This is a genomic window from Halobacteriovorax sp. (genome assembly GCF_041587335.1).
GTDB lineage: Bacteria > Bdellovibrionota > Bacteriovoracia > Bacteriovoracales > Bacteriovoracaceae > Halobacteriovorax.
On record NZ_JBFGYP010000001.1, the window covers coordinates 84,319 to 110,268 of the forward strand.

A 25,950-nucleotide genomic window follows, 5' to 3' on the forward strand; every position below is an offset into this window, starting at 1 on the left:
TATCGGTGACTTAGTGAATTTACTTTACTAGACAAATACTTAATAAACACTTGTTTTTATTGGGCCCATACCTCTTTACCAATTTCACGGCGAAGCTCATTTAAACCTTTTCGGTCATACCAATAGCTCTTTGTAGCATTAGTTAGAATAATTGATCCCTTCATTTTCTTTGTATCTATCCAAATCGAAGTTCCTGTAAATCCGAGGTGACCAAAAGTAGATGTTGAGCAACCAGCTCCAGAAAGACTCGTGCTTGGATCAGATACTGTATCCCATCCATATAGGAAGCGATCATAAGATATATTTTGAAATGCTTGATCCATAAAAGATAATAAATCAAAAGAGTTGTCTAGGTTTAAAAGACTCTTACAAATGCCATCAATACTTGCAAAGAGTCCAGCATGAGATACCTTTTCTTTTAAATAATATGCATTATCGTCATGGACATCGCCTTGAATCTTCTTTCCATGCCTCACCCCTGTAACTGGAGATCTTAATTTATCTTCAAGCTCTGTCCAATGAAACATTTCTTCATCAAAGTATTCAGAACAAATATCGTAGAGTTTTCTCTTATATGAATTTTCAATTTCAAGCATCGCTCTAAGGGCGGAGTAATCCGAGTAAAGAGTTGGCGATTCTTTAACAGAGAAACTATTTATATAATCTCTCCAATTCTTAGAGGAGATTCTTCCTCCTGAGGTCAACGAAGCTCTATGATTTAACAAGAGAATCATATCACTATTAAACTTTGTAGGATCAATTAAGTATGAGCTAGCAAGTGTTAAAGGCTTTGTCAGAGAGGCAAGGTCGAAGAAATACTTTCCAGACTTATTCACAAACTCACCACCATGCCACTCAAGTGAATCATATTCTTTCTTTTTAAAATCAATCACTCCAACTGCAATGCAGTCGAAGTGCTGATTTGGCATAAGGTTTTTTACAATATTTTCAATTTCTTTCATTTATCTCTTAGAGCTGCTTGTGCTGCTGCTAATCTAGCAATTGGAACTCTATATGGAGAACAACTTACATAGTCTAATCCAATCTCATGACAAAATTGTATTGATCTAGGCTCACCACCATGTTCACCACAAATTCCCATATGAATACCTGGGTTCGCTTTCTTTCCTTCTACACATGCATGGTTAACTAAGAATCCGACACCTTCTCTATCAAGAGAGACAAATGGGTCTACGGCCATAAGACCACCATTTACATACTCAGGAAGAAACTTTCCTGAATCATCTCTAGATAGGCCAAAGGTTGTTTGAGTTAAGTCATTTGTACCAAATGAAAAGAAATCAGCTTCAGGGGCTATATCACCAGCAGTGATGGCCGCTCTTGGAAGCTCTATCATAGTTCCAAGTTTATACTTAACTTCTGTTCCAAGCTCTTTAAAGATTGAATCAATTTCATTAATACATTCTTCTTTTAAAAGAACTAACTCACCTTTAAGTGAAATAAGAGGAATCATAATCTCCGGTAATACTTCAATACCATTCTTTTTACATTCTATAGCAGCTTCTATTATTGCTCTTGTCTGCATTCTGTAGATTTCAGGAAAAGTAACTCCAAGCCTACAGCCTCTATGTCCAAGCATTGGATTGAACTCATGTAATTGCTCACAACGTTCATCAATTAAATTAACATCTACTTCTAAATACTCAGCAAGAGTTTCTCTATCTTCTTTAGTATGAGGAAGGAATTCATGAAGAGGAGGATCCAATAGTCTAATATTTACAGGCTTACCGTTCATAGCTGTAAAAATGCCAACAAAGTCTTTTCTTTGAAAAGGTAGTAACTTAGCTAGCGCCTTCTCTCTTTCTTGAAGTTCTTTTGCATAAATCATTTCTCTAACAGCGAGAATTCTTTCTGGCTCAAAGAACATGTGCTCTGTTCTACAAAGTCCAATCCCTTCTGCTCCAAAATTTCTTGCCGTGATACTATCTTCAGGATTATCTGCGTTAGTTCTAATTTCTAGTTTTCTAAATTCATCTGCCCAACTCATAAATAATGAGAAGTCTTCTGAGATCTCTGCAGGAATTGTAGGAACTTCACCTTCAATAACTTCTCCAGTAGCTCCATCAATTGTTAGGAAGTCACCTTCTTTAAATTCTCTTCCCTTAATCTTCAATGTAAGCTTTGAGTAATCTATTTGAAGCTCAGAGCATCCTGCAACACAAGGTTTCCCCATACCTCTAGCAACAACAGCTGCGTGAGAAGTCATACCACCTCTAGCGGTCAAAATCCCTTCAGATGCCACCATTCCAGCGATATCTTCAGGACTTGTCTCTTGCCTAACAAGCATTACTTTTACGCCACTCTCTTTTAGGGCAGTCGCTTTTTCAGAAGTAAATGCAATTACACCACAGCCAGCTCCAGGAGAAGCAGGAAGACCTTGAGCTAAAATATTTTTTATCGCTTCAGGGTCTAATCTTGGATGTAGTAATTGATTTATGTCTTCAGGATTAACTTTAAGAATTGCTTCTTCTTTAGAAAGTATTTTTTCATTCACTAAATCTACAGCAATCTTAACTGCGGCAGCTGCAGTTCTTTTTCCATTTCTAGTTTGTAAAATAAAGAGCTTATCATTTTCAATAGTAAACTCGATATCCTGCATATCTTTATAATGCATTTCTAGTTTTGTATAAACTTCAACAAGCTCATCATAAACAACAGGCATTGCCTCTTGAAGAGTGACGAGTCCCTTATTTGATTCATTTTTTGATAAATCATTTATAGGTTGAGGTGTTCTAATTCCTGCAACAACATCTTCACCCTGAGCATTAATAAGAAACTCTCCAAAGAACTTCTTATCACCTGTACTTGGGTCTCTTGTAAAACAAACTCCCGTAGCACAGTCATCACCCATATTTCCAAAGACCATTGATTGAACATTTACTGCTGTTCCCCAATCATGGCCAATATCATTTATTTCTCTATACTTTATTGCACGAGGATTATTCCATGAGCTAAATACTGCTGAGATAGCTCTCCAAAGTTGATCCATTGGATCCGTAGGAAATGAAACACCTGTTTCTTCAAAAATAATTTGCTTATACACAACAACTAGCTCTTGAAGATCTTCAGCTGTTAATTGCGTATCAAGTTCAACTTCTCTAGCTTCTTTTAAGTCTTCAAGAGTTGACTCAAGAATTGCAACATTAAATCCCATTACAACGTTTGCATACATTTGAATAAATCTTCTATATGAATCCCAAGCAAAACGAGCATTATTCGTTAGCTTTGCAAGACCCTCTACAGAATCATCGTTAAGCCCTAAGTTTAGAACTGTATCCATCATTCCAGGCATCGAAACTCTTGCTCCAGAACGAACAGAGAAAAGAAGAGGATTATTAGTATCACCAAATTTCTTACCAGATGACTTTTCAACTTCTTTTAATGCCAGTAAGACCTGGTCTTTTACTTCTTGGTTTATTGTGTTGGTGTTTTTTACAAAATCCAAGCAGGCTTCTGTTGTTACAGTAAAACCTGGAGGAACAGATAGGCCAATTGAAGACATCTCTGCAAGGTTTGCTCCCTTACCTCCGAGTAAATCTTTCATTGCTTTATTACCTTCAGTTTTTGAAGAACTGAAACCATAGACCCATTTATTCTTAGTTGCCACAATACCCTCCTTGGGTGGTTGAAACTAATAAAAAAGAAAGGAGCGAAATACGCTCCTTTGAATTAAAAACCTAATTTATCTCTTAAATATTTATCCAGTTGATCGATTGCAACTCTCTCTTGAGCCATTGTATCTCTATCTCTAACTGTTACTGCATTATCATCTAGAGTATCAAAGTCAAAAGTTACACATAGTGGTGTTCCAATTTCATCTTGTCTTCTATATCTCTTACCGATTGAACCGGCCACGTCATACTCTGTTTGATAGTTCTTTTGAATAGTTTCAAAAAGCTTTCTGGCCGGAGTATCTAGTTTTTCCTTCTTAACGAGAGGAAGAACTGCGACCTTAACAGGAGCCATTTTTGGATGAAACTTCATCACAACTCTTTCATTTTCTTTATCGCCTTCATTCTCTAATCTATAAGCATCACAAAGAATTGCTAGCAATGCTCTGTCACAACCAACAGAAGTTTCTAAAACAAACGGTAAGTATTTCTTATTTCCATCTTCAGTATCTAGATACTTTAAATTCTTCTTAGAGAACTCTTCGTGTCTCTTTACATCAAAATCTGTACGAGAATGAATACCTTCCATTTCTCCCCAGCCCATTGGATATTCATATTCAATATCTTCAGCAGCATCGGCATAGTGAGCTAGATCGTTTGGACCATGCGGTTCCCAACGAAGCTTCTCCTCTCTAATTCCGTTATCAATATGCCATTGCCAACGGATCTTCTTCCACTCTTCCATCGCATCTAATTGAGTACCTGGCTTAACAAAGTATTGCATTTCCATTTGTTCAAATTCACGAGTTCTAAATATAAAGTTACCCGGTGTAATTTCATTTCTAAATGCTTTACCTATTTGAGCAATTCCAAAAGGAAGTTTCTTTCTCATTGTTTGTTGAACATTTAAGAAGTTTACAAATATTCCCTGCGCTGTTTCAGGTCTTAAATATACAGTTGATGAAGAATCAGTTACTGCACCCATTTGAGTATTGAACATTAAGTTAAAGTCTCTTGGCTCTGTATAATCAGTTGCACCACATTTAGCACATGGCTTTGAAGTATCTATCTGATCTTCTCTGTATCTTTCTTTACAGTTTTTACAGTCAACCATAGGATCACTAAATCCATCAACGTGACCTGAAGCTTTCCATACATCTGGGTGCATAAAAATCGAGCTATCTAGACCAACAACATTTTCTCTAAATGTCATCGCCTTCCACCAGCTTTGCTTTACATTATTTTTTAATTCGATACCGTAAGGAGCGTAGTCCCAGCAAGAAGCTAAACCACCATAAATTTCAGATGATTGAAATATAAATCCACGTCTCTTACATAAGCTGACGAGATCACTCATTGATTTTAAATTACTTTCTGACACTGAGATAACTCCTACAAAATCTTTAATAAATTTTGCTTATTTTACCTCAGTAAATCGTGGCTGTCTAAGCTTCTAAGCCTATTTTTAATAGCTTTCTAACTTTGACTCAGATCGTAAAGTTTAGCATATTCCCCACCCCTAGAGATTAACTCTTGGTGATTTCCATGCTCAACTAACTTTCCTTCATGCATTACATAAATTTGATCAAAATTTTGAATTGTTGAAAGCCTATGGGCCACTGCAACAACAGTCTTATTTCCACCAATTGTATCTAGTGCCTTCTGGACAAGCTTTTCCGACTCATTATCAAGTGCCGATGTGGCCTCATCAAAGAGGAGAATATCCGTGTTCTGTAAGAATGCTCTCGCTATTGTTACTCTCTGCTGTTGACCACCAGATAAACGAGCTCCTCTGTCTCCAACCAGCGTATTAGTCAATTGAGGTAGCTTATCAACAAACTCTTTTGCGTATGCCACTTCAAGAGATTTTTCAATCGCTTCATCTGAGAACTCTGAGCCAACAAGAAGATTTTCTTTTATTGTGTCATTGAATAGAAATATATCCTGACTAACTAAACCAAATAAATTTCTTAGAGATTTAAGCTTTAGATCATTTAGATCAACACCATCAATAGTAATAGCGTTCTTAGTGACTGGGTATAAACCTAGGAGAAGATTTATGAGTGTCGACTTCCCTGACCCTGAGAGACCTACAAGAGCAACCTTTTCACCTTTTTTAACAACAAGGTTTAAGTTCTTAATCACATCACCTTCCCCATAAGAGAAAGTTAAATCCTTTACAACAATTTTGTCATTAAATGAATCAATAGTCGTCTTTCCATAATCAGGCTCATCAGGAGTATCTAGAAGCTCAAATATCCTATCTGATGCAGCCTTGGCCTGTGATAATTTAACGTTTGCTTGAGAGAACTTTCTAAGTGGATCCATAAATAAGGCAAGTGCCGTTGCAAATGAAATAAAGTCACCAATAGTAGTTCCATTTTTTAGTCTATAATGAGCAAATACAATTAAACCTGCAAAAGCAAATGTACCAACAATTTCAACTAATGGATGAGCAAACTCTTCAATAAAAGTTGTTCTCATCTGTGCAGAGAAGAACTTTTCCTGGGCCTTACTAAATCGAGAATTTACAAAGTCCTGAAGATTAAATGCTTTTGTAATCTTTTGAGCATGAATACCTTCTGCAATATTGTGAGTTAGTTGAGCCTGCTCCTCTTGAACGCTTCCTTGATTTGCTCTTACTTTCTTTCCACTTTTACTAAAGATAACTGCGAGGAAAGGAGCAATAATAAATATAACTAAAGTTAACTGCCAATCACTCCAAAACGCCATTGCTAAATAGACTATGGCCTTAAGCATCTCCCTAATAACATCTAAAGCGGCCTTAAAACCGTAAGAGAATATCTGTGTATCATTTAAGATACTTGAAATTAATTCACCCTGCTTTTTCTGAGCAAAGTAAGATACTGGTAACTTTTGAAGCTTTTGAAAAATTCTCTCTCTAACTTTTAAAGTTGCTCTATCCGAAATATAACGCAACCAGTAAAAATGAAAGAAACGGCTTGGGAAATGTAAAAGTCCAACTACGACGAGTAGGCCTGCTAAGAGTAAAACCTCATCTATTGAAGCATAACCTTTCAGGCCATTATCGAATATTGGCTTAACCAGTCTAACCTGAACACCACCTAAACCAGCGATAACAAATGAGAGCAGAAAAGCACCAAATACTTTTCTTTTATAAGGAACTATATATGGAAATAATTTATTTTTTACTAAGTCTTTCATTGCGAAAGCATAACAAAAAAGTTCTCACTTAGTATATCTTAATCAATATTAAATGATGAACGACTTATCAACTTTGCCCCATCTTCATTATCAATAAGCTCAGCAACTCCTGATTCATTAATTTTCAAATGAAAAGTCTCATTCTGATATTGATAAAGCTCTAACTTCTCTTTTCCAATTGAGTAAGTATACTTCTTATCTACTTCTTCAGAGTTTTTAACTTTCTGAGCTAACTTAAGAAATAAATTTCTAGTGGCAGCTGTACTAGTCTTAATAGATGCTAAATTTCTAGTAAAGAGAACACCATTCTCAATATTGATATTCTTACTTCCAATTTTACTTAATAGATCTTTTAAACCACTACTTCTCTTCAATCTTTCTTCTTCTTTCTTTTCATCTTTCAATTCAAGTGGATCCTTTGAATTTTCAATGGCCTCTTCAATTAATTCATTATCAACAATTGCTGGTAATCCTTCACTACTTCCAACTTTAGCTACTGAATCATTGGCTGATGAACTAGTTGTATCATTAGAAGAGCCTCCATTATTAGAGCTCGGAGGTGATGAAGAACTAGGAGAACTCGATGAGCCACTAGAAGATCCTACAGGACTAGACTCATTACTTGCCACTTCCTTAGTTGCTCTAGCTCTAGAGTTTATTGCACTTTGAGCTGGAGTTGGGACCACGTTACTAACAATTGAGGATTCTTGATTCTCTATATTTGAAGGTACTTCAGAAAAGCCACTCTCTATAGACTCTCTCTCTTTAGATAAGGCAGCGAGCTCCTTGTCCAGTTTACTTAGCTCATTTCTTCTTCCCAAGTTCTTTAACTCACTCTTAGCTGTTGATCGCTTAGCAGTAGTTGTAGGTCTATTACTTACTTTTTGTAATCTATCAATGTAGTCATAAGCTTTTCCAACTTCACCTTGTCTATTATTGAAAATTTCATCTGCTTCACTCTGGCTTAGATCTGAATTAGACTTCTGGATCTCAGAGACAATTTTATCTCTATTTTCTTCAGAGTACATATTCTTTACGACCTCTGCTTGCTTAAGAGCTCCCTTAGAAAAAGCACTCACTTTCTGAACACCAAGAACCTCTTTTGCTGAAGATAAGCTTTCAGTAAATCTCTCCGACTTCCCATTTGCCATATCTTGGATGGCCTCGGCCTCTCTCTCTGCTTGTTCAGAAGACATTACAAGTCCCTTGGCAACAAGATGAGAACTTAATGATGCGGCCACAGCAGTCTTAGTTACACTTGAACTAGATTTCTCTTCATGTTCTGACTCTTCGTGCTTCTTATCCTCTGCTAATTTTTTCTTTTCTTCTTTTTTTCTTTCAGCAACTTCTTTTCTTTTATTTTCTAGCTTCTCTCTTCTTTCTTGTAATTCTTCGGCCTTTGTCTTTTTAGTAATCTTTTTCTCGCTCTTCTCTGGCCTACTTGGTCTTTCCTGACGAGCTACTTGGTTCTCACGCTTAGTATAATCTCTGTCGTCGTAAGCAGTCCTACGAGTTGGTGAAGAAGATGATTCGGAAGACGAAGATGATGATGATGATGAGATATGCCCTTCGCCACTAACATGACTAGACCCTCCAGAAGCTTTTTCACCTCTTTTTACTAAAGAAGTTGCCTTGGCATTATGACCAGAGAGTCGACTTTTCTCATGAGTTCTCTTACTTAAGATCTGTTGTGCTTTCTCTGAAGTTTTAGCCTTCTCAGCGATTCGTACGACTTTATCTGCATCAACTTTTACTGATCCTTTCCCTACCTTAGAGACAGCTTTTGCTCCTACTAAAACTCCAGCTTCAGCAATCTTCTCACTTATTCGACCAGGTATATTTCCTTTCTCTACTATCGCCTTAGTAACCATAACCACTTTACTTTCATTTACAATAGTTGAGATATTATCAATCTTACCTTTTATTCTTAAGGCCTTATCTGATGTAACAGAGTATATCTTCTTAGCAACCTCAGTTGACTTACTAATACCAACACCTACAGCTGCAACACCTCTGGTAAATTTATTATCTACTTTCACCTTATTAGTTTTATTAAATGAAGGAGCAACTGATTTTACTTTAGAAGATACTTTAGTAGCAACGACTGCTAATGTTTTAGCACCAGCTCTTGCTGTTAAAGATGCTGCAGTACCAACACCAGCGGTTAGAAAAGCCACTCCAACTTCAGATGATATTGCTCCAATCGCCACACAGGTTGCATTAATTTTATCATCACAGTCAATACAGTCATAGTTTTCAAGAGGTTGAAGACACTTTGAGAATTGAGGTTTCCCCTCCCACTTTCCACAGAACACAGAAGTTCTTACCCAGTCATCTACACCTTTTTTAATATTATCTATTAAGTTAGAAAACCATTTCCCTGGATCATCCCAGAAGTCTTCAACATCTTTTTGACTCTGTATTGCTTTAGCATGAAGCTTATCTGCTTCATCATCAAACCATCCACCAATATCAAATAATGACTTTGTACCTTTTGAAACTAGATCCCAAACACTTGAAGCACTTGACCAAAGATTTGCAGCAAATGCGTAAACAAAATCTTTAATACAGTTCGACTTTCCATCTGCAATACATTCACTATCGTAGTTTTTTTCTCTTACTGTATTTCTAACAAATTTTTGAATTGGCTTTCTAACAATACTAGGCAAAACTGCTGCCCCATCTTTAATCGCACGTAACTTATTACACTCCCATGCTCTACCACAACTTTTTTCAAATTCTTTCTTTTCACTTTCATTACAAGCGACGTTATCAGTAACTTCTTGAACTTCATTTAGGAATGGAACTAACTTTGGATTTTCTCTCTCTTCAACGCAGTCTTGGAACTGCTTATAAACATCAGGATTGGAAGACATCAACTCTTCTCTATTATCAAATTCTACTTTTAAATAATCTAAAGTGTCTCTACAAGAAAAAAACTCATCACTAATATAGACGTCTTCTCTAAGTTCATTATTTTGATCAATACAAAACTCTTCAAACTTATCGAGAGTCTCGACAAATGTATCCACTTCTGTATCAGCGAAGCTTAGAAAAGATTGCATTAATAATATTATAAATAGGATATTTTTAGCCATAGTCATTACACTTTTTTTCTTTATAAACAAATGAAATTAAAGAACTTTCTCCAAGAACCTATCGAAAATAAATTAAGAATTCTTTAATTATTTTAATATAGAATCCGAAGTATAATATGAATAAATTAACGGGTTTAACTATTTTGAAAAAAACAAACTTTACACAAATTCATTCTTTAAATCATAAGTATTCATTAATACTTCTATTCTTAACATTCTTCTTAACTAATACTTCAATATTAGCGGCTGAAAAAAACTTTCCAGTAGGTCGTAATAAGATAAGTTTATACTACCCAGAAAATTGGCAACACGCCTTTAACTTCCTTAACACTCCCCTAACTTTATTTGGCCCAGTACTGAATGAGAGAAGGGCCGTAATATCAATAAATAACACAGATATTCAAAACTTCTCTTTTGATAAGAAAGAGCTGCAAGATAATGAGAACTCTTATAAAAAGGGTAGACTCAAGTGGCTTAAAAAGAATAAAGGTAAAGTCGTAAGGTTTACAGGGTACAGAGTTTCAAAATGGAAAAATGTACCTGAAGTACATTCCATTGGGTATTCCTACACTATCAAGAATGATTTATTTTTAGAGAAGTCATATTTCTTTAATTGCAATAATGAACTATTCAATATTTCAACTCTTATGACTTGGGAACAGAATAAAGAACATGGAAAGACATTAAAGAAAATCCTGACTTCTTTAAAATGTTTAAAATAATAGAGAAAAAGTTTTAAAATCAGTTCTTGAAATTTGAACTTGATAACACAAATAATCAATAAGCCTATTAGAAAATAGAATTGGAACTTCATCAAAATCTTGTAATTGGTCATATTTTTTCATGGCCAAGAGACAAAGATAATTCCACATTAACTTTGCCTGAGAACCATTTAATTTCAAATCTAACATATCTTGATTAAGACAACTTATATCAGCAAATCCACCCTGCTCATCTAGTATAGCAATCTCATTTATTGAACTAAGGTCTACACCACTAAGAACGCAGTTGTTTCTCTCTGGAAATACTCCTTGATCAATAAGTGTTTTTCCTAAGAAAATAAAAAGATCTGAGCTAAATTGCTCACCTTGAAGCACTTTTTTCTCTAAATAAAAAATAGCATTACTTAGAACTTTAAACATTGAGTCTTTCTCTAATTGTTCATGATACAGACTCTCAAATAAATTTGCTTCAACGACTAACTTATCTGATATCTCTAGAAATGCGCACATTAAATAAAATGCTCTATGATTTTCTCTTATTCCCTTATGATGCCAGGACAATGTCCACTCTTTAACTGAATAGATCGTAGCATTTGACTTTGCTCTTGTTAGTTCTACCTTTACTAAATGCCCAAGCTCCAGAAAAGAACTTTTCTTTTTTGTTCCGCCACCTTGGCCACCGTAAAAGATGACAGATATCTTCTCACCACTTCTAAGTAGTAAGCGACATATCAAGTGCCGATCTTTAAATGGTAGTTTTGAAAGAATTATTCCTTCAAGCTTGGTAATCATATATTCATCCTAATATTGAGAAAATCTCTCAATAAAAGTACCAGAGAATGAAATGAATTCCTAATTGATCTCCATTCTTTTTTCTCCATTTCATGAACTTCATATACCGAACCATCTCGACCTCCTCGTCCAACCATTTGAATCCAAAAGTCATTATTTTCAATAGGATAACTTAAGAAAACGCCCTTTATTATTGGTAAGTTAACACCATGGCTTAGTGCCGAAGTCGAGAAGATACATCGAGGACTCGGATTCTCTTCCAGGTCTTTTAGGAATTGATCTACTTCACCACCAATACACCCTATTGCAACAATCTTTCTTCTTCGGCAAAAATCTATCCACCTATCAACGTCCCTTCTCATTCTACAAAAATAAAGAATAGTTCCTCCTTCTCTATTCATCTCTAATGACCTTAAGAAACTTCTATTAAATACCTTTTCTCCTAATAGAGAATAGTTATTTATTTTTGCAGGACTATTCAATAACCTTTGATTTCCAAGGTTAATTAAAAAAAGACTCTCAAGACCAAGGGAAAAGTCTCTTTGCCAAAGCTCTAAAAGATCTTTATCCATTGTCGCGGTTAGCCCTAGAATCTGTCCTTGATTATTGGACACCTCCATAACTCTCTCCCACAAAAGTGGTCGAAATGACTGACCCCAATAATAGAAAAGATGGAATTCATCAAAGATATAGAGAGTATTTTCTAAGGAGTACTTCTCTATCATTTCACTAGAAAGCTTCTCAGCAGTACAGATCAGAAGTCCTTTCTTCTTGCTCGAGAAACTCTTAAACTCATCACTAGATGCATCGACATGACTCAAGGAGAGGATATTTTTAAGTCCGACAGCCCTCTTATAAAACTCTTCAGCGAGAGCTCTCAATGGTGAGATAAAAACAACTCGTCCGTCATACTTTTCATATAAATCAAGAACAAGAGTTGTCTTTCCCCAACCTGGAGGGGCAAGCATTAAAGTAAATGTATTCTTAGTCTCAACAATGGGTAATATATTGATTTCCTTATTCATATATTTTTCTTTGCAAGAAACATCTATTTTAGGTATGAAAGCTAGGTAGATTCACTTAACAAACTTGGACCAATGAACAGTATTTGCTTCTTTAAAGACGAAATAATTGATCAAGCTGAAATTATCTTCAATGATAAGAAGAGATTAGGTCATTTACATACTCATTTAAAATCCAAAGTTTCAGATACTCTTACAATAACGATTCTAGATCAAGGTATCTACAAAGCAGAAATTACAAAATTAGAAGAATTTAACTGCACTCTTAAAATATTAGATCAAATCAAGAATGAATCTCCCTGGTTTCACCTTCTAATAGGGCTGAGTCGTCCACAAACAATCAAGAAAGTACTAGAACATTCAACAACTCTAGGTGCAGCATCATTTAACTTATTTAAAGCACAGCTCTCAGAAAAGAGTTATGCTCAATCCAAAATATATGAAGACTCAAGCTATCAAACATTTTTAATAGATGGATTAGCACAATCAAAAGTCTACTCTCATCTTCCTGAGTTCTCTCTGAGTAAATACTTAAATCTTGAGAAGTATAAATCTCATAAGAATAAATTCTTTCTTTCGCTTAATACTGTGAATACATTTAAAGAATTAGAATTGTCAGAGCTTCAAAACCCATTGCTAGCAATTGGCCCCGAAAGAGGTTGGACAAAGAAAGAGGAGTCTCTATTACTAGAGGCCGGATTCTCTCCTATCAAAATTAGCCAGTCAGTACTCAGAGTTGAACACGCTGTTTACACTTCTGTAGGCCAGTTAGAGATGCTACGTCTCTAATACTTATAAACGTATGAACTTACAATCTCTAAGAAGTGCTTAAGATTTATGGGCTTAGGCATAAACTCTACGCTCTCAATTCCCACTTTTTCTCTTAGCTGATCTGTTAAAAATCCTGTGAGCATCAAGATAGGTGTTTTTTGGTTCATATTAACCCTAGTTCGAACACCAGATATCAAGGCGGCCCCAGACATAAATGGCATTTTATGGTCTGTAACGATAAAGTCGTACTTATTATCCTGACATAGAATAAATGCGTCTAACCCATTATCTGCTCTGTCTATGTCACACATATACTTTGTATTTAGACATTCCTCAAGGATATCAAGGATTTTGCTCTCATCATCAACGATTAATATTTTCATATATTTATATTAACTTAAATTTCAGTATTTTATAAGCCTATGGCCAATAAATTGATATAATAGTAAAAGGAACAAGATAAAATCAAAATTCTCGGAGAATATATGATTAGAAAAATTGAAACCTTATTCGATGAACAAGTTAGACCTGCACTAGCAGCGCATGGTGGAAATGTTGAAATTATAGATATAGATAATGGAAAATTATTTGTTAAATTAAGTGGTGGATGTCAGGGCTGCTCAAGCTCTAGTGCTACATTAAAAGATGGAATTGAAAGAATGATCAAACAAGCATTTCCTGAAATTGAAGAAGTTGTTGATCTTACAGATCATGAGTCAGGAGAAAAGCCTTACTTCTCATAACTTTTTTCTCATTCGAATACCTGCAGGCCTATTATCAATAATCTCAAAGCCTTCTCTTTTATATAAATTGAAGGCCTTATTGTTTTTAGAGTCAACAACAAGCCATAGCTCATTCTTTCTAAGTTCTTTGCGAACAAAACTATAAACACTTTCTAAAATTTCTTTTGCTAATTTTTTGCCACGAAATTCATCATCTATTATAAAAAAGCATAGATAAACTAAACCGGGATCTACAATATAACTCATAATTGCAATGTGAGAGATTGGAGCTTCATCTCTAAACCAAGTTAGAGAAAAGTTCTTAGACTCACCTTTACTCATCCAAGAATTCCATTCATCGATATTAATTGGAAAGCTCGCTGTAGGATAAGCAAGCTTTAGGTCTTTTTCGTTTCTATAAAGATTTTTGATTATTTTAGGATTAAATTGATTAGATACTTTTAACTTCAATAGTTATCTACCCATTATAACTTGGCTTCTTACTTCGGAAATTTTATCAAGGTCTAATTCTTGAACATAGATCCCTTCGCCCTCTTTAGCATCAACCAGAACTTCTCCCCAAGGATCAACAATCAGAGAGTGACCGTAAGTTGAAATAACTTCATTATTCACACCCCATTGAGCGGAGGCTATTACAAAACACTGATTTTCAATTGCTCGAGATCTAAGAAGAGTATGCCAATGGGCCATACCAGTAGGCACAGTGAATGCTGATGAGTAAGTTAAGACTTGAGCACCTTTCATTCTATACTCTAGAGACATCTCACTGTAGCGAAGATCAAAACAGACACCCAGTCCTATCTTCACTCCAGAGTACTCTAATAACTTACTCTCAGTTCCTGGAGTATAAACATCACCTTCATCTATCTTCTTTCTCTTACCGTCTCTTACAAAGTCACAAGAGAATAGATGGTTCTTATCATAGTGACCTAAATCTTCTCCCTCAGAAGAAAAGTTGTAGGCCCTATTAATAACAACACCATCCACTAAAGAAGCTGCAGTTCCCCCAATGAGAGAAACCTTAAACTTCTTTGCTAAATTTTGAATATTTTTATAATGCTCATTTTCAAACTCTACTAGGTGAGGAGTTGGCCCTCTCCCATTAGACATAGAATAAAAACACTCAGGTAGAAAAACAGCGTCAATACTCTGAGAGGATACTTCCTCTAAGAAAGACTCTATCTTCTCTAAGTTTACTCTATAATCTAAGACCGAAGTCATTTGAACAATGGCTACTTTCATAACTACTTTACAATCCTTTTACCAATAGCAAAGTAATCAAAACCTAGGTCTAAAACTTTTCCTGTCTTATAAAGGTTTCTACTATCAAAGATTACTGACTTATTTAATCTAGATTTTATTTCTTCAAAATCTGGTGAAGTAAACTCTCTCCACTCAGTCATTGTCACAAGTCCGTCTGAATTATTTAAAGCATCGTATTTATTTTCAAATTTAAAAGTAGAACCTTGAGTTTCATCCATAGACTCCATCAACTCTTCAAAGTTATTAGCTGCTTCTGGATCATAGTAATTTACCTTAGCTCCGGCCTTAACAAGCTCTTTCGCCATAGTAATCGCACTAGTCTCTCTAATATCATCTGTGTTTGCTTTAAAGGCCACTCCCCAAAATGTAAAAGTCTTTCCTTTTACATCTCCGTAGTAAGACATTATTTTTTCAAACATTCTCTTCTTTTGCTCTTCATTTACTTCTTCTGTCGCTTCTACAACTTTTAAAGTCATTCCACTTTCTTTTGCTGTATGCATAAGAGCTTTTACATCTTTTGGAAAACAGCTTCCACCGTAACCAGGTCCTGGATAAAGAAATTGGCTTCCAATTCTTTTATCACTTCCAATCCCATCTCTTACTTCATTGATATCTGCACCACGAAGGTCACAAAGTTTTGCTATTTCATTTATAAAAGAAATCTTAGTTGCTAGAAAACAGTTCGCTGCGTACTTAGTCATCTCTGCTGAGAGATTAGACATCATATAAATTGGGTTTCCTTGACGAACTAGTGGAGCATAGAGTTCACTCATCGCGTCTGCTGCAAATTGATCAGCATGACCAATAACAACTCTATCCGGCTTCATAAAGTCATCAACAGCCGTCCCTTCTTTTAAAAATTCAGGATTGTTTACAATATGAAATGCTTTGTCAGTTGTATTTGCAACAAGCTCTTTAATCATCTCACAAGTTCCAACTGGAACTGTAGACTTGATAACTATAATTGCACCTTCAGTCATTTCTTTAGCAACAGAAACAGCTGCTGCTTTTAAGTATTCTAGGTTGGCCGAACCGTCATCTGCCGATGGAGTTCCCACTGCTAAAAATATTGATTTTGCTTCTTTTACAGAATCGTAATTTGTTGAAAATGTTAGTCTCTTAGACTTTATATTTCTATGAAGAAGCTCTTCAAGACCTGGTTCATAAATTGGAGACTTACCGTCTTCAAGCATCGCAATTTTCTTTGGGTCAATATCAATGCATGTAACATCATGACCTATCTCTGCGAAACAAGTTCCACTTACTAAACCAACATATCCTGTACCTATTACTGAAACTCTCATTATCAATTCCCTATTAAAATTCAAAGATCTTTACAATAGCACTAATTTCATTAAATATAGAGAGAAAAGACAAAATCCCTGCACCGCAAAACTAGGTAACCCAATGATCAAAACATTGTTAAAATTTCTCATTGCAGCACTACTCATTGGGTGGCTCGTTAATAGTGGAAAATTAGACTTCTCATTAGTTAAAAGACTCGTAAGTGAATCTAATAATTGGATTTATGCATTTATATTAATTGTTCTTCAAGTTAACTTATCGAGCTTTAGATGGAGAGCTCTCCTAAAGACTAAGTCCAAGAAAAGCTTTCCTCCTCTCAAACTTATGAAGCTCAACTGGATAGGGCAATTCTTTAATACTTTCCTTCCTGGTGCAGTTACAGGAGATTTAATTAAACTTGTTTATGCTAGAGACCTTGATAGATCTCTCCCTAAAACATTTCTTATAATGACGGCTTTTATTGATAGAATTCTAGGACTAGTTGGACTCATTTTTCTTACAGGTATTTTTACGATCATTAACTATGACGACATGATTGCCCTATCTCCAAAAATGAAAACTCTTCTACATTTTAATAGTTTTCTATTTTTAGGAAGTATTGTATTTCTAGTATCGCTTTTCCTTCCAAAAAAGATTCAAAATACTATATTTAAAATCCTAAATATTATTCCACTTATAGGATCAAAAATAGCAAAGACTCTAGAGCAAGTTTGGTCCATCGGTGAAAATAAGACGGCGGTACTATTTGGAGTGGCCATCAGTTGTGCATTACAATTTGGAAGTGTTTCTGCATTTTGGCTTGTGACGGAACCATTTATCACGACGAAAGTTCCAGTTGGACAACTCTTTACTTTTATCCCTATTGGAATGATCTCAACAGCAATTCCAATCTCACCAGCAGGACTTGGAGTTGGACACGTAGTATTTGAAAAGCTATTTCAATTTGTAAACATTACTAATGGTGCGTCTCTATTTAACCTATTCTTTGTATTAAATGTTAGTACAAATCTATTAGGAGTTATTCCTTACTTACTAAGCAAGAAACATACAATTAAAGAAGCTGATGAATTTGAAGAGAAGGAAGCTTAATCAAAAATAAAAATCGTTTTAGCATCTAAATGTCCATAACGAACCCATTTAGTCTTTAACGATTCAACCTTGAGTAGAAAATCAACTTCTTTCTTTGAGTCATTTAATGCTCTTACTTTCTTTCCCTCTTTCTTAAGAACACTTTTAATTTCTCCAGGAAGTAAGCAAAGACCCGAAAGAGTAAAGTACTCTCCCTCAGTTTCAATAACTCTTCCGATAAATAAATCATTCTTAATAAGTGAAGGAATCACTGCTCTTTTTGAAAGTACGATCTTTCTGTTGTGAACAATGTCTTTAAGTATATGTTGTTTTCTAAAAGTGCGACCTTGATACTCATAGATGGAGTGCTTGATAGTTCTAAGCGCCTTAGAAACTTTCTCCTCTACTGAATTCTCTGAAACATAATTCCATATTGGACAACCATCCTCAGAAACATACTGTAATAAATACCAATCATTAAATGCTGACATTCTACTTTCATAGTCCTGGTCTTCTTCGAAGATTTGACCAGTTAAAGAAAAGTATAAATTCTTCGCTTCAAGCATTTTATCAAAATGCTTTCCGTTACTATAAATATTTAGAGCATTGCCTAAATGCTCCATTACAGATTCTATCATTTAATCGTCTACCTTAAGTACTGCTAAGAATGCTTCTTGAGGAATCTCAACATTCCCCACCATTTTCATTCTCTTCTTACCAGCTTTTTGCTTTTCAAGAAGCTTTCTCTTTCTAGAAATATCTCCACCATAACACTTGGCCAAAACATTCTTTCTTAGAGCTTTAACTGTTTCTCTAGAGATAATTTTTGCACCTATGGCAGCTTGAATAGCAATATCAAATTGTTGTCTATCTATAATTTTTCTAAGTCTCTCAACCAGAACCTTACCTTTACTGTAAGCATTATCTCTATGACAAATTAATGATAAAGCATCAACCTTTTCACCATTTAATAAGATATCAACCTTCACAAGAGTAGATGGCTCATAACCTTTAAAGTCATAATCCATAGAGGCGTAGCCTTTAGACATTCCTTTTAGTTTGTCATAGAAATCAAATACCATCTCACTTAAAGGAAGATCGTATGAGACTTGAACTCTGTCCTCAGTGATATAGTTTAAATCTGTTTGAATTCCTCTTCTCTCTTCACATAATTTAATAATTCTCCCAACAAATTCATTAGGAACGTGAATAGATATTTTCACATATGGCTCAGAGATTGACTCAAACTCTCCTGGCTCAGGTAAGTCAGCAGGATTTTCGACATCAATATTTGTCCCATCCATCAACTCTACTTTATAAGAAACAGATGGAGCTGTTGAGATAAGATTTAACTCAAACTCTCTCTCTAGTCTCTCTTGAATAATATTCATGTGCAGAAGTCCAAGAAATCCACATCTATATCCAAATCCAAGAGCTCCAGAAGTTTCTGGCTCATAAGTGAACGATGAATCATTTAGAGCTAATTTCTCTAGAGCTTCTTTTAAATTTTCATAATCAACAGAGTCCACAGGAAAAATTCCACAGAAAACCATTGGCTTTACTTCAGAATAACCTGGAAGGTTTGGAGTATTTTTCTTTTTAGCATGAACAACTGTATCGCCAATTTTGACATCTCTTACTGTCTTGATTCCACAGATAAGCATTCCTACTTCACCTGCGCCTAACTCCTTAACCTCTTCAAAGAATGGAGTATTAACACCCATCTTTAAAACTTCATATTCTTGGTCAGAGAATTTTAAGAATATTTTTTCTTTTTTCTTTAGTGTTCCTTCCATGACTCTAACTAGAACAACCACACCTTGGTATGGATCAAACCATGAATCAAAGATTAGGGCCTGGAGATCATTTTCACTTTTCCCAACTGGTGCTGGTACTTTAGCAACTATTGTCTCAAGAAGATCTGACATTCCAATACCAGACTTTGCAGAAACCTCATCAGCTTCCATTGCGTCGATACCGACAATATCTTCAATCTCTTGCTTAACTTTATCTACATCAGCATGAGGAAGATCAATCTTATTTAGCACTGGTATAATTTCTAAATCATTTTCCATCGCCATATAAACGTTGGCGAGAGTTTGGGCCTCAACCCCTTGAGAAGCGTCTACTACTAGTAAAGCTCCATCACATGATGCTAAAGATCTTGAAACTTCATAAGAGAAGTCTACGTGTCCCGGAGTATCAATGAGGTTTAGGTAGTACGTGTTCCCGTCTTTTGCGAGATATTTTAAACGTACCGTTTGCGCTTTAATTGTAATCCCACGTTCTTTTTCGATATCCATATTATCTAGTAGACGGTCTTTTCTTTCTCGAACTGAAACTGTCTTTGTTTCGTCGAGTAGTCTATCCGCTAGAGTAGATTTTCCGTGGTCAATATGAGCGATAATTGAGAAATTTCTGATGAATTGTTGATCCATTATTTTTTTGCCTATTGGTCTATATGCTGCTTTAAAACAACATATATTAACCAATTTTTAAGCATTTAAAAAGACTAGAGAGGAGAAATTAGTAAAAATAAACTCCTCCCCTTGCGTCACGCATCAAGAGCTTGATTTTATACGTGTACATCCGCAGAAAGAACCATCAGATAATAGTCCATTGAACTTTCCTTACCTCTAATTGGAATAACATTACCGTACCCACTGAAGATATTCTCTTCAACTTCGGCCTCTGTATTCTCTAGCTTAGCTGAATCGTCTTCAACAACACTTGCGTTATCGCCTTCATTTTCGACTTCTTTTGGCTTTTTCTTAGGAATAACAATATCTGCATTTTCAATTTTACTTCTTCTTTTAATCGCTAATTGATAAGTAGAAATTATTGATTCAGGAATGAGTGTATCACTCATAGTCTTTCCAATAACATCTTCTGATTGAACTTGAAGTAAAGAATAGAGCCTAGAGTTCATGTAAATAATTTGATTATTTGCATTGGCGAGGAGAACTGGTTTTTTAACTAAGTTTGCTAGAGCATCAAACTTCCTATTCTCTAGAGATATACGGTCTGTCCTAAGTTCTTCAAAAACCTTAAAGGAGTGAATCATCTTATTCATCTCACGGGCAATCTCACCTATTTCATCGTCTTGAGAATAGTAAATCGAAACATCAAAGTTACAATCTTGTAGCTCTCTAATAGCATCTTTAATTTTCTTAAAAGGAAGGGCAATCTTACCAGGTACTACCAGACCTAAAATTATTGTCCCAAGAAAACTAATAATGAGTGTAATCATCATATTTCTCTTAGTTTCATTAATAATTTTTTTAATTTTCTTATCTCGCTCTACTGACTGAAAGTACTGAATATCTTGAAACTCACTGAAGGAGTCTAAAATTTTATCAGCAAGATCACCAATGGAGGCCATACCAATATTGTCTCGATGAAAAAGCGATGCCTTCCCAAGAACAACTTTTAATGAGTCTACATACGACTGCATCTGGGCCACAACTCTTTTTACATCGGGATCTCTATATAAAGAGTCTAATGTTTGAAGCTGTGATGTAAAGCTATCACAGAGATTAACTAGCTTTTCAACTAATTCAGGAGAAGCTTTCTTAGAAAGAATCCTTCTTTGATACTTCAAGATTGATACTGCAGAAATTCTAATCTCATCTGTTAAAAGAGAAACTCTATTTGATTTTACTGTAATAGATTCAATTTCTTTATTTAAAGAGTTCAAATGAAAAAATACAGTGAATCCCACAACGAGGACCACAAAACAGGCGATAATAAAACTAGCAGCAACTCTATTTTTAAGTGATAAATTCAAATTATCCCTCCACTAAGTCAGCAAACAATTTATTAAAATTCTTCTCACTACCTACGAGAACAATAATATCGTCAGACTCAATTACATCCATTGGCATTGGACAGTCATTTATTTCAACTCTATAAGCAGATTTACCATCTTCTGCGATATATGGAATTTTCTTTTGAAGAGCTACAACGTTGAGGTTGTAACTTTGTCTAATCTTACTCTCAACGATTGTTTTTCCTTCAAACTTCTTTCCAAGCTTTAGTTCAACAATTGAGTAACCTGCAGAGAAGTTATATCGCTGCATAACGTGAGGTGCGACAATTTTAGAAGCTATAATCTCCCCCATTTCCTCTTCAACTTTTATAATTTCTGATGCTCCAATTTCTTGTAAAACATGCTCATGTAAAGTTGAAGTTGCACGCGCAATAACCCTTCCCACACCAAGTCGTCGAAGCATTGTCACAGCAAGGATACTCATTTCAATATGATCACCAATGGCCACAACAGCAACGTCAACATCAGAAATATTAACTGATCTAAGAGACCTTTCCTCAGTAACATCTAATGATACTGCATGGGTTACTCTATCTTTAATCTTGTCTACTAGCTCATCATTCTTATCAATAGCAATAACTTCTGCACCTTTTTCAAAAAGTCTCACAGCAGTTTTTGCACCAAATGTTCCTAGTCCTATGACAGCAACGATCATAATTCTTCCTTATTAATTTTTTATTTAAAAATCTTTTTAACCAATCATTATTCTACCATCAGGGTAGTCAAATTTACCTTTATCTCTATTTCTTTGCCCAATTGCCAGTATCAAAGTCAGAGGTCCAATACGACCAATGAGCATCAGCACTGACACGGCTATCTTTCCCATCATGGATAGATACGGTGTAATCCCAAGAGTTAAGCCAACAGTTCCAGAGGCACTTATCACCTCAAAGAATATGGGCAGGAACGCTTGTTCGGGCTCAATTTTCATTAATATAAGTATAAATGTACTCGTTATTAATATCGATATAAACATTAGAGCAGTTGCCCTCACCACCACAGGAGAAGGAATCTTTCGATCTAATACTGTAACTTTCTTTTCACCAAGAAGTGTCGACTTTATCGAGTAAAAGAGAATTGCTAAAGTTGTCGTCTTCACACCACCAGCGGTCGAGCCCGGACTCCCACCAATAAACATAAAAAGAGTCATCATATAGATAGTATATTTGTGAAGATTTGTAAGAGGGATTGTATTAAACCCGGCAGTTCTCAAGGTCACAGATTGGAAAAAAGATATCTGCATTTTTTCCCAGAGAGTGTAGGAATCTAGAGAATTTAAAAACTCTCCAAAGAAAATAAATAAGGTACCACCGGCAGTTAAAAATATAGTTGTAACGATCACTATTTTTGAATGTAGCCCCAGTCTTACAAGCTTCTTTCCCTTTGTGATCACTTCGGCCAATTCTTTTAAAACAATAAAACCAAGTCCACCTAAAATAATAAGAACAGCAATAGTTCCATTTATGAGTGGTGAGGCCGCGTAACTTTCCAAGGAATTATTAAATAAACTAAACCCAGCATTACAAAAGGCAGAGATACTATGAAAGAAACCATAGTAAATGGCCTTTCCAAACTCAAATCCTTCAAAGGTAAAAGCAATTGTTAAAACAATTCCACCCCATAACTCTATAAGGAAAGTATATTTAATAATATTAATAATCATCGCAAAGAGCTCCTCAAGTGAAGAGACGTCTAAGAGGTCTTGCATTATAATTCTATCTTTCATTCTCATTGACCTACCAAGTAGTATGGCCATAGAAGAGTAAAGAGTCATAATGGAAAGACCACCAATCTGAATAAGAACCAGTAAAACAACCTGTCCAAATACAGATAGATTATCTTGAACAGAAATCGTAGCGAGACCTGTTACACATGTAGCTGAAGTAGACATGAATAAACCGTCTACAAAAGATATACTTTTTCCATCAACAGAAGATACTGGCAGCATCAGTAAGAAGGTTCCTAAAAAGATCACCCCTACAAAAGAGAAAAGAACCATCTGGGCAGGCCTTAATCTCAGACCTTGAAAAAGGTTTTGTTCATTCCTAACTCTCTCTTCTTTTATTTCATTAACATCATCATAAAGAGCTAGGATGGAAGAAAGTAAATGTGCAGAGGCCAGCCAAAAAGCGAACTCCACATCCCCCCACGTAATGAGTAGAGGAATAAAAACAACGACAGAGAAAATATATCGTCGAAGAAAGTCTTCTAGACCTTTTGAACTTCTGAAATTATTTAAAACATTTATCAACAATATAAACGGAACTATGTACGCAGCGTTTTGTATAACACTATTAACAAGTTCAGCGTTCCAGCTGACAGGTATTTTCTTTATAGATCTTAACGAATACAGAAAAATAAATAGACCGTTAAATATGAATTCTAAAAGAAATGGTAATTTTTGTGATATTTTTCCCATAAGACTATGATAATACTAAATACGAAATCCTTTTATAAGTCACTTTTTACCCGTTGGATATTATGAAGAAAGTAGAATTCAATATTGACCACATTGACCCTCTTGGTCAAGGAATCAGTAAAACTGATGAACAAGTTTGTTTTATAGAGAAGACTCTACCTGGAGAAACTGGTGAGATAGCTCCTATAAAGTCCAAGAAGAAAGGTCGGCTAATTTTCTCAAGACTCGATCTTAAGGATCTACGAACAAAGTCAGAGCATAGAATTGAAGCGGAGTGTAAACACTTTTACAACTGCTCAGGCTGTCATTATCTGCACACAAGCTATGAAAATGAAATTGCCCTAAAGCACAATACGGCAAAGAGAATGTTTGAGCGTATTGATCAGCTAAATGCGCAAGTGGAGCTCATATCAGCTCCAGAGAGATACTACTATAGAAATAGAGTTCAACTTCACTACGATAAAGAAGAGAAGAAACTAGGCATGATTGATTCGCTGAACTCAAAAATTAGAGAAGTAGAGAGCTGCATGGTAGTAAACTCTAATATTTCTAATAAGTTAAAAGAGTTATACGAGGAAGACTCTTGGTTAAAATTAGTTAAATTTGAGGCTCCTAAGGGTCATATAGAAATTTATGAATTAGACTCCAATATTCAAATCACCATCAACAAGCGTTATGCTGAAGGTGGCTTCACTCAAGTTAACGAAGTGATGAACGCTAAAATGCTTTCACATCTTGAGACACAAGTTAGATCTCATATTCCTAAAGAGGTTATGTTACTTGACCTCTTTGGTGGTGCAGGTAACCTCTCTAGAAACTTAGTAGAGTACCAAACCCTCGTAATTGATGGCTTTCCTCCTACAAAGAAAGACTTTAAGGAGCATCAAACTTTTGAAGAAATTAATCTTTACCACAAGAACGCTATTGATTTAATCAAGAAGAGAGCTGACGGGAATGAGGTTGCCATCATTCTAGACCCTCCAAGATCTGGCTTGAAAAATATTAGTGAGCTCATATCTAAACTCAATCCAACTCATATCTTTATGATCAACTGTGAAGCTTCATCTGCTGTAAGAGATATTAAATCAATAGAGCAAAAGTTCACAATTGAAGACCTAACGATTTTTGATTTATTCCCAGGAACAAGACACTTTGAAACCTTTTCTACACTGCGATTTGGTTGATTTAACCTAACCAAAGAAGTACAATCTGGTGTATTAGACACAGAAGTCTTTTCATGGAGCAAAAATGAATTTTGGAAAAATATTAATAGTCCTGCTTACGCTTATAACACTTACGTCGTGTGCTACTAGAAACAAGCTTTCAAAATCTCCTGAGCAAAAAAAATCTGAGCTATTCTACTCACACGGGACGTCTAAACTTCTACAAAAAGATTACAGAGAAGCGTTAAAGTACTTAAAGCAAGCTTATGAGATCAAACAAGACGATACAAAGATCTTAAATAACTTGGCTATGAGCTATTACTTCCTTGGGCAAACAAAGACGGCTTTCAAGTTTCTTAATGAAAGTTTAGATATTGATAAGAACAACTCAGATGCTTTAAATAACCTTGGTTCTCTTTACTATAAGAATAAAGAGTATGATAAGTCGCTTAAGAGCTACCAAAGCGTTCTTAAAAACTTAACTTATCAGCACCAATATAGAACTCACTACAATATTGGGCTTATATACTTGATTAAAAAGAATACAGTTAAGGCCAAAGAAAATTTTCTAATGGCAAATACTCAGAATCAAGATTACTGTCCTGCAAGTTATGAACTAGGAAAGATCTATCTTGGTGAGTACCAATACAACTCGGCCCTAAAGTGGTTTAAAGAGGCTTCTAAAGGGAAGTGTTATGAAAACCCAGAGCCTACTTATATGCAAGCAGTTACGTACCTTCAACTCGAGGATTTTGCTCAAGCAAAAGCAAAATTTCAAGAAGTTATAGAACGTTTTTCCTCCACTAGATATTCAACACTAGCTCATCTAAAATTAAAAAAAATAAACAATGAACAAATCATTGAAAAACAAGCGAGTGGTACAATCACTCCTAATAAAGTAAAGAGTACTAATCAATACGATAGTCCATCTTTTTAA

22 protein-coding genes are annotated in these 25,950 nt (G+C 35.3%); 6 read left to right on the top strand and 16 right to left on the bottom strand.

Features of this window, described 5'->3' with window-relative positions:
• Positions 1 to 56: 56 nt before the first annotated feature.
• The 5 genes from ABX784_RS00385 to ABX784_RS00405 all read right to left on the bottom strand — a co-directional run bounded on the left by ABX784_RS00385 (position 57) and on the right by ABX784_RS00405 (position 9,883).
• The gene (locus ABX784_RS00385; RefSeq protein WP_372651261.1) at positions 57 to 962 is read right to left on the bottom strand and encodes a hypothetical protein; all 906 of its coding nucleotides are present in this window, start codon (positions 960 to 962) and stop codon (positions 57 to 59) included.
• Complete coding sequence (gene ppdK, locus ABX784_RS00390; RefSeq protein ID WP_372651263.1) at positions 959 to 3,628, bottom strand: pyruvate, phosphate dikinase; 2,670 nt, start codon at positions 3,626 to 3,628, stop codon at positions 959 to 961. The genes ABX784_RS00385 and ppdK overlap by 4 nt, the downstream gene beginning before the upstream one ends.
• Positions 3,629 to 3,690: 62 nt before the next feature.
• Positions 3,691 to 5,013 carry a glycine--tRNA ligase gene (locus tag ABX784_RS00395; protein WP_372651265.1) on the bottom strand — a complete coding sequence of 441 codons (1,323 nt, stop codon included), beginning with the start codon at positions 5,011 to 5,013 and terminating at the stop codon, positions 3,691 to 3,693.
• 95 nt (positions 5,014 to 5,108) lie between these two features.
• Complete coding sequence (locus tag ABX784_RS00400) at positions 5,109 to 6,818, bottom strand: ABC transporter ATP-binding protein (RefSeq protein WP_372651267.1); 1,710 nt, start codon at positions 6,816 to 6,818, stop codon at positions 5,109 to 5,111.
• 38 nt (positions 6,819 to 6,856) lie between these two features.
• Positions 6,857 to 9,883 (bottom strand): hypothetical protein, encoded by a 3,027-nt coding sequence (locus tag ABX784_RS00405; RefSeq protein ID WP_372651269.1) that lies wholly within the window; start codon positions 9,881 to 9,883, stop codon positions 6,857 to 6,859.
• Positions 9,884 to 10,032: 149 nt separating this feature from the next.
• Here ABX784_RS00405 and ABX784_RS00410 point away from each other — a divergent pair, with 149 nt between their 5' ends.
• On the top strand, positions 10,033 to 10,638 hold the full coding sequence (locus ABX784_RS00410; RefSeq protein WP_372651271.1) for a hypothetical protein: 606 nt from the start codon (positions 10,033 to 10,035) through the stop codon (positions 10,636 to 10,638).
• On the opposite strand, the gene ABX784_RS00415 is transcribed toward ABX784_RS00410, so the two are convergent.
• Together ABX784_RS00415 and ABX784_RS00420 are read right to left on the bottom strand one after the other, a co-directional pair.
• Positions 10,630 to 11,430, bottom strand: coding sequence for a hypothetical protein (locus ABX784_RS00415; RefSeq protein ID WP_372651274.1), 801 nt, complete (start codon positions 11,428 to 11,430; stop codon positions 10,630 to 10,632). The two genes, ABX784_RS00410 and ABX784_RS00415, sit on opposite strands and share 9 nt — an antisense overlap.
• A complete protein-coding gene (locus ABX784_RS00420; RefSeq protein ID WP_372651276.1) occupies positions 11,427 to 12,455 on the bottom strand; it encodes a DEAD/DEAH box helicase in 1,029 nt (342 codons plus the stop codon). Before ABX784_RS00420 ends, ABX784_RS00415 begins: the two co-directional genes overlap by 4 nt.
• A gap of 72 nt (positions 12,456 to 12,527) precedes the next feature.
• Here ABX784_RS00420 and ABX784_RS00425 point away from each other — a divergent pair, with 72 nt between their 5' ends.
• A complete protein-coding gene (locus tag ABX784_RS00425) occupies positions 12,528 to 13,241 on the top strand; it encodes an RsmE family RNA methyltransferase (RefSeq protein WP_372651278.1) in 714 nt (237 codons plus the stop codon).
• Here ABX784_RS00425 and ABX784_RS00430 read toward each other — a convergent pair.
• Positions 13,238 to 13,606: a response regulator gene (locus ABX784_RS00430; protein WP_372651280.1), complete on the bottom strand. Its 369-nt coding sequence runs from the start codon at positions 13,604 to 13,606 to the stop codon at positions 13,238 to 13,240. The two genes, ABX784_RS00425 and ABX784_RS00430, sit on opposite strands and share 4 nt — an antisense overlap.
• Positions 13,607 to 13,708: 102 nt before the next feature.
• Between ABX784_RS00430 and ABX784_RS00435 the strand changes: the two genes are divergently transcribed.
• Positions 13,709 to 13,966: a NifU family protein gene (locus tag ABX784_RS00435; RefSeq protein ID WP_372651282.1), complete on the top strand. Its 258-nt coding sequence runs from the start codon at positions 13,709 to 13,711 to the stop codon at positions 13,964 to 13,966.
• Here the strand turns inward: ABX784_RS00435 and ABX784_RS00440 are convergent.
• The 3 genes from ABX784_RS00440 to ABX784_RS00450 are packed head-to-tail and all read right to left on the bottom strand — an operon-like array spanning position 13,961 to position 16,533.
• Entirely contained in the window at positions 13,961 to 14,416 is a 456-nt protein-coding gene (locus tag ABX784_RS00440; protein ID WP_372651284.1) for a GNAT family N-acetyltransferase, read from the bottom strand. The genes ABX784_RS00435 and ABX784_RS00440 overlap by 6 nt on opposite strands.
• Positions 14,417 to 14,419: 3 nt before the next feature.
• Positions 14,420 to 15,208 (bottom strand): nitrilase-related carbon-nitrogen hydrolase, encoded by a 789-nt coding sequence (locus ABX784_RS00445; RefSeq protein ID WP_372651286.1) that lies wholly within the window; start codon positions 15,206 to 15,208, stop codon positions 14,420 to 14,422.
• Between the two features lie 2 nt (positions 15,209 to 15,210).
• Complete coding sequence (locus ABX784_RS00450; protein WP_372651288.1) at positions 15,211 to 16,533, bottom strand: UDP-glucose/GDP-mannose dehydrogenase family protein; 1,323 nt, start codon at positions 16,531 to 16,533, stop codon at positions 15,211 to 15,213.
• Between the two features lie 103 nt (positions 16,534 to 16,636).
• Here ABX784_RS00450 and ABX784_RS00455 point away from each other — a divergent pair, with 103 nt between their 5' ends.
• Positions 16,637 to 17,623, top strand: a complete 987-nt coding sequence (locus ABX784_RS00455) for a lysylphosphatidylglycerol synthase transmembrane domain-containing protein (protein ID WP_372651290.1) — start codon at positions 16,637 to 16,639, stop codon at positions 17,621 to 17,623.
• Here the strand turns inward: ABX784_RS00455 and ABX784_RS00460 are convergent.
• From ABX784_RS00460 to ABX784_RS00480, 5 genes are all read right to left on the bottom strand, one after another.
• A complete protein-coding gene (locus tag ABX784_RS00460) occupies positions 17,620 to 18,240 on the bottom strand; it encodes a hypothetical protein (RefSeq protein WP_372651292.1) in 621 nt (206 codons plus the stop codon). The two genes, ABX784_RS00455 and ABX784_RS00460, sit on opposite strands and share 4 nt — an antisense overlap.
• The gene (lepA, locus tag ABX784_RS00465) at positions 18,241 to 20,040 is read right to left on the bottom strand and encodes a translation elongation factor 4 (protein WP_372651294.1); all 1,800 of its coding nucleotides are present in this window, start codon (positions 20,038 to 20,040) and stop codon (positions 18,241 to 18,243) included.
• A gap of 137 nt (positions 20,041 to 20,177) precedes the next feature.
• The gene (locus tag ABX784_RS00470; RefSeq protein ID WP_372651296.1) at positions 20,178 to 21,389 is read right to left on the bottom strand and encodes a PAS domain-containing protein; all 1,212 of its coding nucleotides are present in this window, start codon (positions 21,387 to 21,389) and stop codon (positions 20,178 to 20,180) included.
• 1 nt (position 21,390) lies between these two features.
• The gene (locus ABX784_RS00475) at positions 21,391 to 22,086 is read right to left on the bottom strand and encodes a TrkA family potassium uptake protein (RefSeq protein WP_014245500.1); all 696 of its coding nucleotides are present in this window, start codon (positions 22,084 to 22,086) and stop codon (positions 21,391 to 21,393) included.
• Between the two features lie 36 nt (positions 22,087 to 22,122).
• Complete coding sequence (locus tag ABX784_RS00480; RefSeq protein ID WP_372651299.1) at positions 22,123 to 23,850, bottom strand: TrkH family potassium uptake protein; 1,728 nt, start codon at positions 23,848 to 23,850, stop codon at positions 22,123 to 22,125.
• A gap of 62 nt (positions 23,851 to 23,912) precedes the next feature.
• Between ABX784_RS00480 and ABX784_RS00485 the strand changes: the two genes are divergently transcribed.
• Positions 23,913 to 25,034 (top strand): class I SAM-dependent RNA methyltransferase, encoded by a 1,122-nt coding sequence (locus tag ABX784_RS00485; RefSeq protein WP_372651301.1) that lies wholly within the window; start codon positions 23,913 to 23,915, stop codon positions 25,032 to 25,034.
• 64 nt (positions 25,035 to 25,098) lie between these two features.
• Positions 25,099 to 25,950 (top strand): tetratricopeptide repeat protein, encoded by an 852-nt coding sequence (locus ABX784_RS00490; protein WP_372651303.1) that lies wholly within the window; start codon positions 25,099 to 25,101, stop codon positions 25,948 to 25,950.

Excerpts from the sequence above, each read along its gene's own strand:
- ABX784_RS00385 (WP_372651261.1), bottom strand. The coding sequence starts at position 962 with ATGAAAGAAATTGAAAATATTGTAAAAAACCTTATGCCAAATCAGCAC.
- ABX784_RS00400 (WP_372651267.1), bottom strand. The coding sequence starts at position 6,818 with ATGAAAGACTTAGTAAAAAATAAATTATTTCCATATATAGTTCCTTAT.
- ABX784_RS00405 (WP_372651269.1), bottom strand. The coding sequence starts at position 9,883 with ATGCAATCTTTTCTAAGCTTCGCTGATACAGAAGTGGATACATTTGTC.
- ABX784_RS00410 (WP_372651271.1), top strand. The coding sequence starts at position 10,033 with ATGAATAAATTAACGGGTTTAACTATTTTGAAAAAAACAAACTTTACA.
- ABX784_RS00415 (WP_372651274.1), bottom strand. The coding sequence starts at position 11,430 with ATGATTACCAAGCTTGAAGGAATAATTCTTTCAAAACTACCATTTAAA.
- ABX784_RS00420 (WP_372651276.1), bottom strand. The coding sequence starts at position 12,455 with ATGAATAAGGAAATCAATATATTACCCATTGTTGAGACTAAGAATACA.
- ABX784_RS00425 (WP_372651278.1), top strand. The coding sequence starts at position 12,528 with ATGAACAGTATTTGCTTCTTTAAAGACGAAATAATTGATCAAGCTGAA.
- ABX784_RS00430 (WP_372651280.1), bottom strand. The coding sequence starts at position 13,606 with ATGAAAATATTAATCGTTGATGATGAGAGCAAAATCCTTGATATCCTT.
- ABX784_RS00435 (WP_372651282.1), top strand. The coding sequence starts at position 13,709 with ATGATTAGAAAAATTGAAACCTTATTCGATGAACAAGTTAGACCTGCA.
- ABX784_RS00445 (WP_372651286.1), bottom strand. The coding sequence starts at position 15,208 with ATGAAAGTAGCCATTGTTCAAATGACTTCGGTCTTAGATTATAGAGTA.
- ABX784_RS00450 (WP_372651288.1), bottom strand. The coding sequence starts at position 16,533 with ATGAGAGTTTCAGTAATAGGTACAGGATATGTTGGTTTAGTAAGTGGA.
- ABX784_RS00455 (WP_372651290.1), top strand. The coding sequence starts at position 16,637 with ATGATCAAAACATTGTTAAAATTTCTCATTGCAGCACTACTCATTGGG.
- ABX784_RS00460 (WP_372651292.1), bottom strand. The coding sequence starts at position 18,240 with ATGATAGAATCTGTAATGGAGCATTTAGGCAATGCTCTAAATATTTAT.
- lepA (WP_372651294.1), bottom strand. The coding sequence starts at position 20,040 with ATGGATCAACAATTCATCAGAAATTTCTCAATTATCGCTCATATTGAC.
- ABX784_RS00475 (WP_014245500.1), bottom strand. The coding sequence starts at position 22,086 with ATGATCGTTGCTGTCATAGGACTAGGAACATTTGGTGCAAAAACTGCT.
- ABX784_RS00480 (WP_372651299.1), bottom strand. The coding sequence starts at position 23,850 with ATGGGAAAAATATCACAAAAATTACCATTTCTTTTAGAATTCATATTT.
- ABX784_RS00485 (WP_372651301.1), top strand. The coding sequence starts at position 23,913 with ATGAAGAAAGTAGAATTCAATATTGACCACATTGACCCTCTTGGTCAA.
- ABX784_RS00490 (WP_372651303.1), top strand. The coding sequence starts at position 25,099 with ATGAATTTTGGAAAAATATTAATAGTCCTGCTTACGCTTATAACACTT.